The sequence below is a fragment of the Kutzneria sp. NPDC051319 genome (assembly GCF_040682195.1).
Lineage (GTDB): Bacteria > Actinomycetota > Actinomycetes > Mycobacteriales > Pseudonocardiaceae > Kutzneria.
Window position 1 is genome coordinate 26,566 of the sequence record NZ_JBFBAM010000052.1, and the last position, 15,095, is coordinate 41,660.

16 protein-coding genes are annotated in these 15,095 nt (G+C 70.3%); 5 read left to right on the forward strand and 11 right to left on the reverse strand.

Annotation, left to right across the window (positions count from 1 at the left end; genetic code table 11):
- Window position 1: 1 nt before the first annotated feature.
- From AB0M73_RS35235 to hsaA, 7 genes are all read right to left on the reverse strand, one after another.
- On the reverse strand, window positions 2-2,782 hold the full coding sequence (locus AB0M73_RS35235; protein ID WP_363900199.1) for a BTAD domain-containing putative transcriptional regulator: 2,781 nt from the start codon (window positions 2,780-2,782) through the stop codon (window positions 2-4).
- A gap of 100 nt (window positions 2,783-2,882) precedes the next feature.
- Window positions 2,883-3,077 carry a ferredoxin gene (locus AB0M73_RS35240; RefSeq protein ID WP_043725204.1) on the reverse strand — a complete coding sequence of 65 codons (195 nt, stop codon included), beginning with the start codon at window positions 3,075-3,077 and terminating at the stop codon, window positions 2,883-2,885.
- Between the two features lie 25 nt (window positions 3,078-3,102).
- Window positions 3,103-4,335 (reverse strand): cytochrome P450, encoded by a 1,233-nt coding sequence (locus AB0M73_RS35245; RefSeq protein ID WP_363900202.1) that lies wholly within the window; start codon window positions 4,333-4,335, stop codon window positions 3,103-3,105.
- 80 nt (window positions 4,336-4,415) lie between these two features.
- Window positions 4,416-4,943 carry a 3-hydroxy-9,10-secoandrosta-1,3,5(10)-triene-9,17-dione monooxygenase reductase subunit gene (gene hsaB / locus AB0M73_RS35250; protein WP_363900205.1) on the reverse strand — a complete coding sequence of 176 codons (528 nt, stop codon included), beginning with the start codon at window positions 4,941-4,943 and terminating at the stop codon, window positions 4,416-4,418.
- Complete coding sequence (hsaC, locus tag AB0M73_RS35255; RefSeq protein WP_363900208.1) at window positions 4,944-5,843, reverse strand: iron-dependent extradiol dioxygenase HsaC; 900 nt, start codon at window positions 5,841-5,843, stop codon at window positions 4,944-4,946. It abuts the gene before it with no gap.
- Between the two features lies 1 nt (window position 5,844).
- A complete protein-coding gene (gene hsaD / locus AB0M73_RS35260; RefSeq protein WP_363900211.1) occupies window positions 5,845-6,678 on the reverse strand; it encodes a 4,5:9,10-diseco-3-hydroxy-5,9,17-trioxoandrosta-1(10),2-diene-4-oate hydrolase in 834 nt (277 codons plus the stop codon).
- Window positions 6,678-7,844, reverse strand: a complete 1,167-nt coding sequence (gene hsaA / locus AB0M73_RS35265) for a 3-hydroxy-9,10-secoandrosta-1,3,5(10)-triene-9,17-dione monooxygenase oxygenase subunit (protein WP_363900214.1) — start codon at window positions 7,842-7,844, stop codon at window positions 6,678-6,680. Before hsaA ends, hsaD begins: the two co-directional genes overlap by 1 nt.
- Before the next feature lie 102 nt (window positions 7,845-7,946).
- Between hsaA and AB0M73_RS35270 the strand changes: the two genes are divergently transcribed.
- From AB0M73_RS35270 to AB0M73_RS35280, 3 genes are read left to right on the forward strand one after another with little or no spacing between them, the layout of a single operon-like run.
- Entirely contained in the window at window positions 7,947-9,071 is a 1,125-nt protein-coding gene (locus AB0M73_RS35270) for a Rieske 2Fe-2S domain-containing protein (RefSeq protein WP_043725192.1), read from the forward strand.
- Window positions 9,072-9,075: 4 nt separating this feature from the next.
- Entirely contained in the window at window positions 9,076-9,303 is a 228-nt protein-coding gene (locus AB0M73_RS35275; RefSeq protein WP_043725191.1) for a hypothetical protein, read from the forward strand.
- Complete coding sequence (locus AB0M73_RS35280; RefSeq protein WP_363900219.1) at window positions 9,296-10,240, forward strand: ferredoxin--NADP reductase; 945 nt, start codon at window positions 9,296-9,298, stop codon at window positions 10,238-10,240. The genes AB0M73_RS35275 and AB0M73_RS35280 overlap by 8 nt, the downstream gene beginning before the upstream one ends.
- Here the strand turns inward: AB0M73_RS35280 and AB0M73_RS35285 are convergent.
- Window positions 10,228-11,127: an LLM class flavin-dependent oxidoreductase gene (locus AB0M73_RS35285; protein ID WP_363900222.1), complete on the reverse strand. Its 900-nt coding sequence runs from the start codon at window positions 11,125-11,127 to the stop codon at window positions 10,228-10,230. The two genes, AB0M73_RS35280 and AB0M73_RS35285, sit on opposite strands and share 13 nt — an antisense overlap.
- Window positions 11,128-11,254: 127 nt before the next feature.
- Window positions 11,255-12,022, reverse strand: a complete 768-nt coding sequence (locus AB0M73_RS35290) for a class I SAM-dependent methyltransferase (RefSeq protein ID WP_363900225.1) — start codon at window positions 12,020-12,022, stop codon at window positions 11,255-11,257.
- A gap of 46 nt (window positions 12,023-12,068) precedes the next feature.
- Here AB0M73_RS35290 and AB0M73_RS35295 point away from each other — a divergent pair, with 46 nt between their 5' ends.
- The gene (locus AB0M73_RS35295) at window positions 12,069-12,632 is read left to right on the forward strand and encodes a TetR/AcrR family transcriptional regulator (RefSeq protein WP_363900228.1); all 564 of its coding nucleotides are present in this window, start codon (window positions 12,069-12,071) and stop codon (window positions 12,630-12,632) included.
- Here the strand turns inward: AB0M73_RS35295 and AB0M73_RS35300 are convergent.
- On the reverse strand, window positions 12,616-13,233 hold the full coding sequence (locus tag AB0M73_RS35300; RefSeq protein ID WP_363900231.1) for a phosphotransferase: 618 nt from the start codon (window positions 13,231-13,233) through the stop codon (window positions 12,616-12,618). The two genes, AB0M73_RS35295 and AB0M73_RS35300, sit on opposite strands and share 17 nt — an antisense overlap.
- A 33-nt stretch (window positions 13,234-13,266) precedes the next feature.
- Between AB0M73_RS35300 and AB0M73_RS35305 the strand changes: the two genes are divergently transcribed.
- The gene (locus AB0M73_RS35305; RefSeq protein ID WP_363900234.1) at window positions 13,267-14,148 is read left to right on the forward strand and encodes an ankyrin repeat domain-containing protein; all 882 of its coding nucleotides are present in this window, start codon (window positions 13,267-13,269) and stop codon (window positions 14,146-14,148) included.
- A 127-nt stretch (window positions 14,149-14,275) separates the two neighbouring features.
- Here the strand turns inward: AB0M73_RS35305 and AB0M73_RS35310 are convergent, their stop codons facing one another.
- Complete coding sequence (locus tag AB0M73_RS35310) at window positions 14,276-15,088, reverse strand: DUF1932 domain-containing protein (RefSeq protein ID WP_363900237.1); 813 nt, start codon at window positions 15,086-15,088, stop codon at window positions 14,276-14,278.
- Window positions 15,089-15,095: the final 7 nt, after the last annotated feature.

Sequence of the window (15,095 nt, forward strand, 5' to 3'; positions counted from 1 at the left end):
GCTAAGCCAGGCCCAGCGCCACGGCGTCGTCGATGGACAGCCGACTGCCGACGGCGAAGGCCAGCTCGTACCCACGATCGCCCAGCGCCTGCCGGGCCAGCTGCTCGCACTGCTCGTGCGGGGCGGCAAAGTTGCGGGAGCCGAACAGCGGAACGCCCACGTGCGGCCAGATCCCGGCGACCGCGCCCAGCAACTGGGCCGCCCGCTCCGCCTCGCCGACCATCGCGGCCAGCAACGCCAACAACTCCACCGACAACGCGATGCCCAGCAGGTCGTTGAAGGTCTGCTTGATGGCCAGGCACTTCTTGGCGTGGGCGACGGCCTGCCCCAACGCGCCCTGCAGACACGCGGCGAAGCCCAAAACGTAGTGCGCATAGGCCAACGCCCACTGCTCGCCGTGCTGTTCGGCGACGGCGTGGGCGTCCTGGGCCAGGGCGACCGTGGTCGGCAGGTCACCGGTGAAGGCCACGGTCATGGCCAGGGCGACCTTGGTCATCACGACGTTGCTGTCGAGCTGGCCGAGGCCGGTCAGCCGCTGGTTGGCCTCGGCGAACAGGGCCGTGCCGGCGACGAGGTCGTCGGTGAAGATGGCCGCGGCGCCGCGGACGTAGATGGAGTACGCCACCGCGACGAGGTCGTCGGACTGGGCCCGGCACTCGTCGAGCATGCCGATGGCGGCGGGCGTGTCGCCCTGCAAGGTGGCGACGTAGCCGTTGACCCACAACGCCTTGTGTCGCTCGTAGCCCCGAAAGGGCAGCCCTAACAAGGCATCGAGCCACCGCCGCCCCTCGGCGAACACCCCGCACCCGATCCAGTAGAACCACAGCGTGCCGGCCAGCCGCAGACCGGCGGCCGGATCCGATTCGAGACCGAACTCCAGTGCCGCACGGAGATTCGCCCGATCAAGGTGGATCCGCGTGAACACCACGGCCTGGTTGGGCCCGAACCACTCCTTCTCGCCCCACGACGCCAGCCGCTGGCACCAGGCCAGATGCCGACGCCGCAACGTCTCCGTGAAGCCGTCGGCCAGCAGCTGCTCGGCCCCGAACTGCCGCAACGTCTCCAGCAGCCGGTACCGCACCACGCCGCCGACGGTCTGCGACGACAGCACGGACTTGTCGACCAGCCGGGCCACCAGCGACAACACGTAGTCGCCGCCGCACACCTGCTCGACGGCCTCCAGGTCGAAACTGCCGGCGAACACCGAAAGCTGGCTCCACAGCAGGCGTTCCGCCGGCGTGCAGAGCTCGAAGCTCCACTCCACCGCGGCCCGAATCGTCTGGTGCCGGGCCATCACGCCCCGTCGGGCCCCGCTCAGCAGCGCGAATCGATCATCCAAACGGGACAACAGCTGGGACGGCGACAATGTGCGCAGCACGAGGGTGGCCAGCTCGATGGCCAGTGGGATCCCGTCCAGCCGCCGGCACAGGTTCTCCACGATCCGCACATTGTCGGCCGTCACCTCGAAATCGAGGACGGCGTCCCGGGCCCGCTCCGCGAACAGCCGCATCGCCGCGTGCTCGACCGGCATCGGCGGCACGATCAGCACCTGCTCGCCCTCGACGCCCAGCGGCTGCCGGCTGGTCACCAGCATCAACAGCCGTGGGCATCCTCGCAGCAGCGCCGTCACGAAATCGGCGCAGGCCTCCAGCAGGTGCTCGCAGTTGTCCAGCACCACCAACACATCCCGGTCCCGCAGCACGTCGACCAGAACGTCCACAGGGGACCGTCCAGACTGGTCGCGAACCCCCAACGCCTCGGCCACGGCATGGGGCACCAATGCCCGGTCCCGCAGCCCGGCCAGCTCCACCAGCCGCACCCCGCCCTGCACGGACGCCGCCAACTGCCCGGCGCACCGCAACGCCAGCCGGCTCTTGCCCACCCCGCCGGTGCCGGCCAAGGTCACCAGACGGCCGCCGGCGAACATGCCGCCCAGCTTGGCCAACTCCTCCTCGCGGCCGACGAAGCTGGTCAGTTCCGCCGGCAGGCCGACGGAAACCACGGCCTGCAACGACACCGGCGGCTCCTGCACCGGCTCGTCGGCCAGGATGGCGCTCTCCAGGCTCCGCAGCCGTGTCCCCGGCTCCACGCCCAACTGCTCCACCAGCGTCGACCGCGCGCGCCGGAAGGTGGCCAGCGCCTCGGCCTGCCGCCCGGACCGGTACAGGGCGAGCATCAGCTGCTCCCACAGGCGTTCCCGGAACGGATGGGCCACGACCAGACCGGCCAGCTCCCCCAGCACCTCGCCGTGCCGGCCCAGCGCCAGCTCGGCCCCGATCAGGTCCTCGTGCGCGTCCAGCCGGGCATCCCCGAGCCGGGAGGCCTCCTGCCGTACCCACTGGCCCTGCCGGCAGTCGCCCAGCGCGTCCCCACGCCACAACGCCAACGCGGCCTGCAACTGGTCGGCGGCGGCACGGTGATCACCGGACGACAGGGCCTGATGCCCGCGTCGGGCCAGCGACTCGAAGCGCACGACGTCCACCGAGAACGGCGGGATGCGCAGCAGATACCCGGGATCCCGAGTGACGATCATGTTCAGCACGTCGGCGGCCCGCAGGTCGCGGCGCATGTGCGCGACGTGGCTGCGCAGCGTTTTGGGCGCGGTCGGCGGCGCCTGGTCCCACAGCGCGTCGATCAGCGCGGACGAGGCGACGGGCTGGCCGGGCCGCAGGGCCAACCGGGCCAGCAGGGTTCGGTGCCCCCTGCCCCGCAGCGTCACCGGCCCCTGCGGGCCGGCGATCTCGACGGGGCCGAGCACCCGGACTCTGATGTCGTCGGACACGAGTGCTCGGATCGACAGCGCAACGCACGCACTCCATCGGCCAACCGGGTGTCATCACCACACGTCTCGGTGATTTAGCCCGGTTGGCCGATGGCTGCGATCACTCCTTGTCGATCCAGATGGCCGACGACGGGCACACGTTGACCGCCTGGCGGACGGCGTCCTGCTCGCCGGTCTCCGGGTCCATGGTCAGCGGCGCCACCAGACCGTCGTCGTCCTGGTCGAACACGGCGGGCGCGGCCAGCACGCACTGGCCGGCGCCGACGCACCGCTCCCTGTCCGCGGTGATGTGCATGGTGTGGCCTCTTCCTGCGAGAGCGTCAGAAATTCACGGGAACCCGGTAGATACCGTAGATGCCGGCGTCGTCCTTGTACGGCAGTTCGCCGGCCGGCACGGCCAGCGACAGACTCGGCACCCGACGGAACAACGTCTCGAAGACGATCTCGAGTTCCAGCCGGGCCAGGTTCTGCCCGAGGCACTGGTGGACGCCGTAGCCGAAGGCCACGTGGTGGCGGGCGCCGCGGTGGAAGTCCAGCTGCTCCGGGTTCTCGAACACGTCGCCGTCCCAGTCGGCGGCCAGGCCGGACACGATGACGCCCTCGTCCTTGCGGATGGCCACGCCGCCGAGCTCGAGGTCTTCGGTGACCACGCGGGCGGTCGCGCTCTCCACGATGGTGAAGTAGCGCAGCATCTCCTCGATGGCCGAGGGCAGCAGCGAGGAGTCGGCCACGACCTGGGCCTTCTGCTCCGGGTTCTCCAGTAGCGCGACCGTGCCGAGCGAGATCATGTTGGCCGTGGTCTCGTGGCCGGCGATCAGCAGCAGGATGGCGGTGCCGACGATCTCGTCGTGGGTCATCACCTGCTTCTCGCGGTTGCGGGCGATGAGGCGGCCGATCACGTCGTCGGTGGGCTCGCCGGCCTCCTTGGCGGTGACCAGCCCCTCCAGGAAGTCGTTGAGCGCATCGGCGGCAGCGGCCCGCTCCTGCGGCTCGGTGGTCCGGCTGATCAGCTTGCGGGTCCACTCGTGGAAGCCGTGCCGCTGCTCGTAGGGCACGCCGAGCAGCTCGCAGATGACCAGCGACGGCACCGCCAGCGACACGTGCTCGACCAGGTCCGCGCCCTGACCGGCGGCCAGCAGGTCGTCGATGCTCTGGTCGACGATCTCCTGGATGCGCGGGCGCAGCGCGGCGATGCGGCGCACGGAGAACTCGCTGATCAGCATCTTGCGGTGGGCGCCGTGCTCGGGCGCGTCCAGGCCGATCATGGATCGGCGGATGCTGAGCCGGCTGTTCTGCTGGAACGCCTTGCGCTGCTCGGTGGTCAGCGCCAGCGGGAAGTTCGGGTGCTGCCGGTCGGAGCTCACGCGCGGGTCGGACAGCAGCTGGCGGCTCAGCTCGTGGCCGGTGACCAGCCACGCGAGCTGACCGTCGGGCATGCGGACCCGGCTGACCGGCTCCTGTGCGCGGATCTCCCGGTACTCGGCCGGCGGGTGCATCGGGCACTCGCGGGCCATCGGGAACGACGGAAGGTCGGTTTCGAGCATCTCGGTCATCGGACGCGCTCCCCAGGGTCGTCACAGTTGCCTGTTACAACCAACGTACCCGAAGCGGAGGGAAATCGTCCACATATTGGCTACAGCCAGTCGGCACTCCGTGACCAGGTGAGAAGATTGTCCAGTTCCCCGTCGACCTCGTACCGGGAATCCGTGGCCGCGTAGGCCCCGCGGTAGAACAGCAGCGGCTGCCCGTCGCGGCATTCGCCCAGCTCGGTCACCCTTCCGACGACCACGTGGTGGTCGCCGGCGTCATGCACGTCCTCGACCTTGCAGTCGATCCAGGTCAGCACCCCGTCCAGCACCGGGCAGCCGCTGGGCGACGGCCGCCAGCCGGTGCCGCTGAACCGGTCCGCGCCGCGCGTGCCGAACAGCTTGGAGACCGGCTGCTGGTCGTGGGCCAGCACGTTCACGCAGAACAGGCCCGAGTCCCGGATCGCCGGCCAGGTGCCCGACCGGCGGTCCGGGCAGAACAGCACCAGCGGCGGGTCCAGCGACAGCGCCGCGAACGACTGGCAGGCGAAGCCCACCGGCACGCCGTCCACCACGGTCGTGACCACGGTGACGCCCGTGCAGAAGTGGCCGAGAACCGAGCGGAAGCGGTCCATCTAGCGGCTGCCGATGCCGAAGTCGTGGCCCCACAGGCTGACCGCGGTGCTCTCCCGCGCGATCCACGACTCGTCCTCGACCTGCCGGCCCTCGGTGCCGAACTCGACGTCGAAGCCGCCGGGGGTCTTCATGTAGAAGCTGAGCATCAAGTCGTTGACGTGCCGGCCCAGCGTCGCCGACATCGGCACCTTGCGGCGCGCGGCCCGGTCCATGGCCAGGCCCACGTCGTCGGAATTGCCGACCTCGATCATCAGGTGCACGATGCCGCTCGGCGTCGGCATCGGCAGGAACGCCAGGCTGTGGTGGCGCGGATTGCAGCCGAAGAACCGCAGCCACGCCGGCGCGCCGTCGGCCGGGCGGCCGACCAGCTGCGGGGGCAGCCGCATGGAGTCGCGAAGCTTGAAGCCGAGCACGTCACGGTAGAAGCGCAGGGCCTCCTCGTCGTCACGGGTGCTCAGCACCACGTGCCCCAGCCCCTGCTCCCCCGTCACGAAGGTGTGCCCGTACGGGCTGACGATGCGCCGGTGTTCCAGCGCCGCCCCGTGGAAGACCTCCAGCGTGTTGCCGGAGGGGTCGTCGAAGCGGATCAAACCGTTGACACGACGGTCTTTCAGGTCGTCGTCGCTGGCCTTCTCCACGGCCACGCCGGCGGCGTCCAGGGCGGTGGCGATCTCGGCCAGCTCGCCTTCGTTGGCCACTTCCCAGCCGGCCTGGGCCAGGCGGTCCCTCTCGCCGGGGAAGATCACCAGGCGGGCCGGGAAGTCGTCCATACGCAGGTAGAGCGCCTCGGGGTCGGAGCCCTTGCCCTCGATCATGCCCAGCACCTTGAGGCCGTATTCGCGCCAGGCCGCCATGTCCGTGGCCTCGATGCGCAGGTATCCCAGTGACCTGATGCCCATCTCAGTCCTCGCTCAGGAAGTCGATCGCCAGCCGGTTGAACTCGTCGAACTTCTCCAGCTGGGCCCAGTGTCCGCAGCCGCCGAACACGTGCAGCTGGGCGCGCCGGATCAGCTTCAGCGCCACCAGCGCCCCGTCCAGCGGGTTGACCCGGTCCTCACGGCCCCAGACCAGCAGGACGCGCTGGCGCAGGCGGTGGGCCTCGCGCCAGAGCATGCCCTCCTCGACCGTGTCCGGGCGGGAGAAGGAGGCGCCCATGGCGGCCATGGCCTTGAGCGACTCGGGCTGGCTGGCGTACTGGAAACGCTCCTCCACCAGCTCGTCGGTGATCATCTTCTGGTCGAAGACCAGCGTCTTGAGGAAGGCCTTGAGCGCTTCCTTCGACGGCGCCATCCCGAAGGCCCCCAGGCGTTTCACGCCTTCGGTCGGGTCCGGCGCGAAGACGTTGAGGCCGAGGCCGCCCGGGGCCATCAGCACCAGCCGGCCAGCCCGTTCGGGGTACTTGAGAGCGAACCGCACGGCCGTGCCGCCGCCGAGGGAATTGCCCAGCAGGTCGGCCTTTTCCACGTCCAGTTCGTCGAGCAGGGCCTTGAGCGCGTCGGCGCTGTGCGTGAAGTACTGGCCGTGCTCGGTCGGCTTGTCCGACTGGCCGAAGCCCGGCTGGTCCGGCGCGATGACCCGGAAGTGCTTGGCGAACACCGGGACGTTGCGGCCGAAGTTGCTCCACGCCGAGGCGCCGGGGCCGCCGCCGTGCAGCAGCACCAACGGTTTTCCCTCGCCGGCGTCGTGGAAGTGCAGCCGGACAGCCGCCTTTTCGGTGTGCTTTCCGTTGGACATCACAGCATCGCGTCCTGCACCGGGATGCCGAACTCGCCGTTGCCGAACATCATCAGCGCCCGCTCGGGGTCGTTGATCGCGTGCGCGCGGCCGGCGTGGGCGTCCCGCCAGAAGCGCTGGATCGGCGTGCCCATGCGGATCGCGCGGCCGCCGGAGTTCTCGAACAGCATGTCGATGGCCTCGATGGCCCGGCCGGTGCCGCGCACCTGGTCCCGGCGGACCCGCAGCCGCAGCGGCAGCGGGATTCGCTCACCGCGGTTGGCGTGGCCCATCAGCTCGGTCATGTTGTGCGTGAGCTGCAGCCAGGCCGCGTCGATCTCGCTGGCCGCGGTGGCGATGCGCACCTTGGCGAACGGGTCCTCGCTGGAGCGTTCACCCTTGTAGGACACGCGAACCCGGGCCTTCATGTGCTCGACGTGCGCGTTGTAGGCGCCGGTGGCCATGCCGATGATCGGCGTGGTAATGGCGTACGAGAAGAGCGAGGCGAACGGCAGCTTGTACAGCGGCGAGGTGTTGAGCTCCTGGCCCGGACACACGCACTTCGACGTGTCAGCGAAGCTCAGCGCCCGGTGCTTGGGCACGAAGACCTTGTCCACGATGATGTCATTGCTGCCGGTGCCGCGCAGGCCGACCGTGTCCCAGACGTCCTCGATGACGTAGTCCTGGCGTGGCAACAGGAACGTGCAGAAGTCGACCTGCTTGCCGCCCTCGTCGCTGACCACGCCGCCGAGGAACACCCAGGACGCGTGGTCGCAGCCCGAGGAGAAGCTCCAGCGTCCGGTCAGCTCGTAGCCGCCGTCGACCAGCGTGGCCCGGCCCGTCGGCGCATACGAGGAGGAGATGCGGCTGTCCGGGTCATCGCCCCAGACCTCGCGCTGCGCTTCGTCCGGGAACAGGCCCAGCTGCCAGGGGTGGATGCCCACCACCGAGCTGACCCACCCCGTCGATCCGCAGGCGCTCGCGATCGCGCGGATCGTCTCGTAGAACGTGACCGGCTCCGCCTCGAAGCCGCCGTAGCGCTTCGGCTGCAGCAGCTTGAACACGCCGGCCAGCTGCAACGCCTTGATCGACTCGTCCGGCACCCGCCTGCGGTCCTCGGCCTCCTGGGCCCGCTCACGCAGCGCCGGCAGGACATCCCGGACCGCCGCGGTCACCTGCTCGCTCATGGACCTAGACTAGAACGTGTTCTCGTTCGTGTCGACCGCTGACGGTAGCCATCCGAGGCTCTGAAACTATAACCTGTTCCAGTAGTCGCCTCTGGAGGTGTGATGGGTACCGACGTCCGCACGATCGAGGCCGGCGCGCCGCCGTCCCGGTTCGCTCGGGGCTGGCACTGCCTGGGGCTGGTCGCACAGTTCGCCGACGGGCAGCCGCACGCCGTGCAGGCTTTTGGCACCAAACTGGTGGTGTTCCAGGGCACCGACGGCTCGCTCAACGTACTGGACGCCTACTGCCGGCACATGGGTGGGGACCTGACCCAGGGCACGGTGAAGGGGACCGAGGTGGCCTGCCCGTTCCACGACTGGCGCTGGGGCGGGGACGGCCGCTGCAAGTCGATCCCGTACGCCAAGCGGGTGCCGCTGCGGGCGCGCACCCGGGCGTGGACCACGTGCCAGCAGAACAAGCAGCTGTTCGTCTGGCACGACCCGCAGGGCAACCCGCCGCCGCCCGAGCTGGCCATCCCGGCCATCGAGGGCGCCTTCTCCGACGAGTGGAGCGATTGGACCTGGGACTCGGTGCTCATCGAGGGCGCCAACTGCCGGGAGATCGTCGACAACGTGGTCGACATGGCGCACTTCTTCTACGTGCACTTCGCCTTCCCCACGTACTTCAAGAACGTGTTCGAGGGGCACACCGCCAGCCAGTACCTGAACTCCAAGGCCCGGCCGGACGTGCACGCCAAGACGGCCTACTCGGGCGAGAACGACCTGGCGACGCGGTCCGAGGCGTCCTACTACGGGCCGTCCTACATGATCGACTACCTGTGGAACGACTTCCACGGGGCCACCGTCGAGACGGTGTTGATCAACTGCCACTACCCGGTGACGCCCAACTCCTTCGTGTTGCAGTGGGGCGCGATCGTGAAGAAGTTCCCCGGCATGGACGACGACCAGGCCAACAAGATCGCCGGCAAGTTCGCCAAGAACACCGGCGTGGGTTTCCTTCAGGACGTGGAGATCTGGCGCAACAAGTCCCGTGTGGACAATCCGCTGCTGTGCGAGGAGGACGGCCCGGTGTACCAGCTCCGGCGCTGGTACGAGCAGTTCTACGTGGACGTGGAGGACGTCCAGGACGACATGGTGCGGCGGTTCGAGTTCGAGGTGGACACCACGCGGGCCAACGAGGTGTGGCAGCGGGAGGTCGCCGAGAACCTGGCCCGGCGGGGCGGCTGAGCCCGTGCGCGAGTCGGCCAGGTACCTGACCGAGGGTCTGCGGCCGCACGTGTGCGACGGCTGCGGAACCACCGTGCTGGTCAAGAAGAACAGCCCGCAGCACACCAGCGTGCAGTGGCAGTCCGCCACCTGCTCGCGGTTGGGCCCGCAGGTCGCCGGCTGTCCCGCGTTGCGAGACAGCATCGACCGGGCCGTTCGTGAGGGCTCGATCGAGGTGCCCGCCGATGAGTGAGGTCCGGGTGGCCGAGGTGATCTCGGAGACCGCCGACGCCGTGTCCCTGGTGTTGGACGCGGAGCTGTCCTACGAGCCCGGGCAGTTCCTGACGTTCCGGCTGCCGAACGGGCTAGAGCGGTGCTACTCGCTGTCCAGTTCCCCTTACACCGGCGAGAAACCGACCGTCACCGTCAAGCGCATGCCCGGTGGCGCCTGCTCTTCGTGGATCTGCTCCTCCGTCGTCGCCGGGACCGTGCTGGAGGCTCGGGACCCGGCCGGGGTTTTCGTGCCGTCCTCTTTGGACCGGGATCTGATGCTGTTCGCCGGCGGGAGCGGGATCACTCCCGTCATGTCCATCATCAAGTCCGTGCTGGCGGCCGGGTCCGGTCGGATGGTTCTGTTCTACGCCAACCGTGACCCGTCGTCGGTGATCTTCGCTGCCGAGCTGCGGCGGTTGGCCGCCGAGCACCCTGCACGCCTTCAGGTGACGCATTGGCTGGAGTGCCTCCAGGGCATTCCTTCTCAGGCCCAGCTGGAGGCTTGGGCTTCTCCGTTCGGCGCTCGTGAGGCATTCGTCTGCGGCCCCGGTCCGTTCATGGACGCCGTGGTCTCCGTCCTGCCGTCGGCCCGGGTCGAGCGGTTCGACGTCTTCCAGGAGGAGATCACCGAGACCGGAGACTCGTCCACTGTGGACGTGTCCTTGGACGGGGTCCGCAAGCGTTTGGCCTGGCCCTCGCACAAGCGTCTGCTGGATGTGTTGCTGGACAGCGGTTTGGACGCCCCGTACTCGTGTCGGCAGGGCCAGTGCAGCGCCTGCGCGTGCCGGATCGTCCGAGGCGAGGTCCGCCTGCTGCACAACGAGGTTCTCGATGACGACGATCTGGCCGAGGGCTATGCCCTGGCCTGCCAGGCCCTTCCCGTGACCGACGAGGTCGAGGTCACCTACGAGGACTGACGGGCCTCCGCCAGCAGCTCCACCTGCCTGAACCAGTCGCCGCCGGCGAAACTCACCACCAGCTCCTCGGCCCCGGCCGCGAAGTGGCTGGCCATCCGGTCCGCCGCCTCCCGGCCGACCCCGGTGATCGGGATCGACTCGGCCTGCTCCAGGGGGATCTTGAAGCCGTTGGCCAGGCTGGAGACCAGCGCCTGCCGGCTCGGGGCCCCGTCACCCAGCGACGCGACCACGCCCGTTGTGATGGTCGGCGGCTTGCGTCCGCGCTGGTCCGCGCCGTCGTGGAGGATCTGGCGGACGGCCGCGACCGAGGTCGGCGTCACCATCGACGGGAACCAGGCGTCCCCGAACTCCAGGGTGCGGCGGATCGCCACCCGTCCCGCGCCCCCGACGATCACCGGCGGCATCGGCGACCCCGGCGCCAGCGTGATCGTCGGCGTGCCGGGGAGATGAGCCAGCTTCGTCGGCTTGCCCGTGACCAGGCCCGGCAGCACCGCCAGGGCCGCATCCGTCAACCGGCCTCGGTCACCCTGCGGCACCCCGACCGCCTGCCACGAGGAGACGCCGTGCGGCGTACCGCCCGAGCCCACCCCGAGCAGCACCCGGTTGCTGGAGAGATGTTGGAGCGCCGAGACCTGCTTCGCCACCGCCGCCACCGGCCGTAGCGGCAGGATCAGCACGCCGAACCCCACCCGGATCCGCTCCGTCACCGCCGCCGCCGTGGTCAGCACGACCATGGCATCCAGCATCGGCGTCCCGGAGCCCACCACGATCTGATCACCGGCCCAGACCGCGTCCAGCCCGTGCGCCTCCGCGTGCCGCGCATACGCGACGACGTCGCCCGGACTGCCGCCCCGACCCACGGTCGGCAGGAACACACCGACCCGCACCGCGACATCCTAACCGGGAAGGTCGAACTCCAGCCGCATCAGCCAGCGCGGACGGCGCTCGGACACTGCCTGAGTGCACACCACCGGCGGAATCCCGCCGCCTCGAACACCGGCGTCGTGCCGAACCCTAGGTCGTGGCTGTCACCGCTGCTGTCAGGTAAGGCAGGGTGAAGCCGTCGCCGAGGGCCGGGGCGATGTCGGTGAGGATCTCCGCGCGCTGGTCGGCGGTGAGCGGGGTCATGCCGCCGTGGGTGGACAGCAGTTCCAGCCATTCGTCGCGGGTGTAATGGCGTTCCCAGGGGTAGCGCCAGATCTCCGGTTCGGTGAGGCCGGCCTGGCGCATGCCGTCGGCCGCCCGCTCGAACTGGGCCTCGTACAGCTCGATCATTGACTTGGTGGTGTTGAAGTCGAACGGCGCGTCCGGCACCACCCGGCGGTAGATCTCCGCGAACGCCGTGGCGATGGGTTTCGGCAGGTCGAACACGTGCCAGAAGGTCGCCAGCCGGCCGCCCGGCCTGAGCACCTCGACCGCCTTGGCCGTGCCGGCGACCGGGTCCACCCAGTGCCAGGCGGTGCCCGAGACCACCGCGTCGAACCGTCGTTTTCGGGCGTCCCAGGCCTCGAAGGTCGACACCTCGGCCTCGACGCCCGTGGACCGGGCGAAGTCGGCCATCCGCGCGTCGGGCTCGACGCCCAGCACCGTGCAGCCGGCCGCCTGGAACTGACGCGAGGCGATGCCCGTCCCGCAGCCCACGTCCAGGACGGTCGGGCCGGGACTGCCGGCCACGATCCGCGTGATCAGATCATTCGGATAGGACGGGCGATTGCGGTCGTATCGGGCGGGGTCGATGCCGAACGACTCCGCCACGGCGCGCTGCTGATCCGGAGTGGGCATGCGCCCACCTTAGTGGGCGGCCGCCCACTTGGATAGAGTGCGCCCCGTGCCGACTGGGGTTCACATCCAGGACGCCCGCTCGCAGCTGTTCGACGCCGCCGAGCGGGTGCTGCTGCGCGACGGTCCGCACGCCCTGACCAGCCGGGCCGTCACCGCCGAGGCCGGGTTCGCCAAAGGCGTGCTGCACCGGCACTTCGCGGACTTCGACGCCTTTCTGAGCGAGCTGGTGCTCGACCGCGTCGCCCGGCTGTCCGCGCTGCCCCTGGTCCCCGGCGCCGGTTCCGTCGTCGACACCCTCACCGCGTTCCTGACCGACGTGTTCTCCTCGGTGGCCGTCGCTATCGTCGCCCTGATCACCTTCCGCGACGACCTCCGGCAGCGCCTGCGCGCCGCCCTCGGGCCCGGCATTCCCCTCGCCTCCGAGGCCGCCGCCCTCGTCCACGGCTATTTGACGGCTGAGCGCTCCCTCGGCCGTCTCCCCGCGGATGCCGACATCGACGCCCTCGGCCTGGCCCTCATCGGCAGCGCCCACATGCTGTTCGCCGACCGCCAGGCCGGACCGCCCTCCCCCGACGCCGTGCGGCGCATGGTCGTCACCGTCCTGCCGTGACGTCTCGGACCAGCTCCGCCGCCCGGTCCAGGTCCGCCAACTCCCGCTCCGTCATCGTCGGATTCGCCCGGCGGTACTCCACGGCGCGGTTCAACTCCGCCACCGCATCCGTCCGCGGTGCGAACTCGCGCAACAGCCCTTCGGCCAGCCCCGCCAGCGCCGCCTCCCCCACCGCCACCTGCGCCAGGATCAGCGCCGACACCGCCGCGTCCAGCTCCGGCGGTCCTTCCGCGCTGTTCGTCCAGTCGATCAGCACCGGTCCGTCCGGGCCAAGCAGGATGTTGTCCGGGTGCAGATCCAGATGCAGGATCCCAACCCCGCGAAGCTTCTCGTGCAGGGCCAGCATGATCTCCGCCGCCTCCACGACTCCCTTGTCGCCGCTGCTCATCGCCGCGAGCAGGCTTGGACCCGGCACCCGTTCCATCACCAGGTCCCGGCCCGAGGCCTCATACACCGCCGGCACCGGGAATCCGTCCGCCCGGAGCCGACGCATCACCGCCGCCTCTTTCGCGACGTCACCGTCATAGCGGCAGCGCCTCAGCACCCGGCCGTTCCCGATGTCGAAGACGTCCGCGTCCCGCCCCTTGGCCAAAAGCCTCACGCGGACACCGTATCCAGGCCAGGATGATCCACCGTGAACTGGAGTGACATCGGCTACGACGGGTGGGCCGACCTCGACAAGGTGCGGGCGGTGCTGGCCGCGGGCGCGGACCCGGATGCCGACAACGATTGGGCCGGGCCTGCGTTGCATCAGGCGGCGGAACGCGGATCGCCGGAGGTGGTGGCGGAGCTGGCCCGCCGGGTGGCCGACGTGGACGCCCTGCACGACGGGGCCACGGCGCTGTGGCGGGCGGTCGCCGCGCGTCAGCCGGACAACGCCCGGATCCTGGCCGCCGCCGACGCGGATCCGTTGCGGGACATGATGTCCGGTTGGTCGCCGGCACGGCTCAGCCTCACCGGCCCCACCCCCGACCTGTTCGACACCACCGCATCCCTCAGCGACGACGAGGCCGAGACGGTGCGCGAAAGCCACCGGCTCATCGCCCTGTTCGACGACCTGGACTACGAGGGCCTCGGCCTGGCGTGCGTCGCCGGCATCGACGCCGCCGAGGCGGTCCGTCGGATCAACGCCACGGTCGTCGAGCCCGAGTCGACCGGCGACCTGTCGACCATGTGGGCCACCGATGTGCCCGGCGGCTGCGTGATCGCGCAGCCCTGGGGCTACGCGCCGACCGGGTCCGAGCTCACGGTGCCCCTGTCCGCCGGCACCACCTGCTACGACCTGTACGCCAATCCCAAGAGCGGCAACCAGGGCGACATCGTCCGTGACGGCGAGATCATCGGCTCAGATCTCCACCCCGGCGGCGGCGTCGACCCCGACGACGAGAATCCGCTGCTCTCCTACCTCTACGAGGACGCTCCCGTCGCCTACTGCTTCGCGTTCGCCGGCCTCCGCCCCACCGACACCCGCGCCGTCACCGGGCCGCCCGACCTCTGGATCCGAGTTCCTGCCTGATCGGCCGGCGCTTCCCGCACAGGTCCGATTCCGCCGCTAGCCTCGGGTGCGTGCGGCGGCTTCTGTCCACTGAGGACGTCGCCGGCGTCACCGTCGAAAGTCGACGAAAATGGCGCTCTGTCGACAGTCAGGGCGCAAGCAGCCCGAGCACGTCCTCGACCGGCAGGTCGGTGCGGTCCTTGGCGGGTTCCCAGCGGCGCATGGTGTCGGCGGAGCCGAGGGCCAGGCCGTCGGGGAGGCCGGCGGCGCGGAGAGAGGCGGCGACTTCGAGCATCTCGGGGGCCCAACGCCAGCCGCGGGCGGCGACGGAGGGGTAGGAGTCGGTCTGGAGCAGGGGGCGGGCCTGGAGGCGGGCGGCCTCGGCCAGCAGCTCGGCGCCGACGCCGTGGGCGGCGGCCAGGGCGTGGGAAACGGCGGCGAGGGCCCAGGTGGTCTTCTGGTACGAGGCGTAGGCGATCTTGAGGGCGGAGGCGACGCCGACCTTGCCGTCCAGCACGACGACCTCCAGGGCGGTGCCGGCGAACAGCTCGGGCACGCCGCCGGAGGGGCCGGAGAGGTACAGGCGGGTGGAGCCCGAAGCGCAGGGCGGGCCGCCGATGATGCCGCCGTCGACGAACCGGGCCGACGGCAGCAGCTGGGCTATGCGCTGCGAACGCTCAGGGGCGATGGCGTTGGCCTCGACGTAGACGCCGGTGAAGCCGGCGGCCGACAGAGCGACATCCTCGGCGAAGGCGGGCGGGCAGATCGAGAACACGACGTCGGACTCCGCTAGGGCGGCGTCGACCGAAGGCCGCTCGACCAGGCCGGCGTCGACGGCGCGGCGGCGGGTGGCGTCGGAGCGGCCGGCGCCGACCCAGAGCACGGTGGCCCCGGCGGACACGGCCTGCCGGCCGACGGCGGCGCCCATCGCGCCGGGGTGGAGCAAGGTGACGACGGTCATGCGCCAG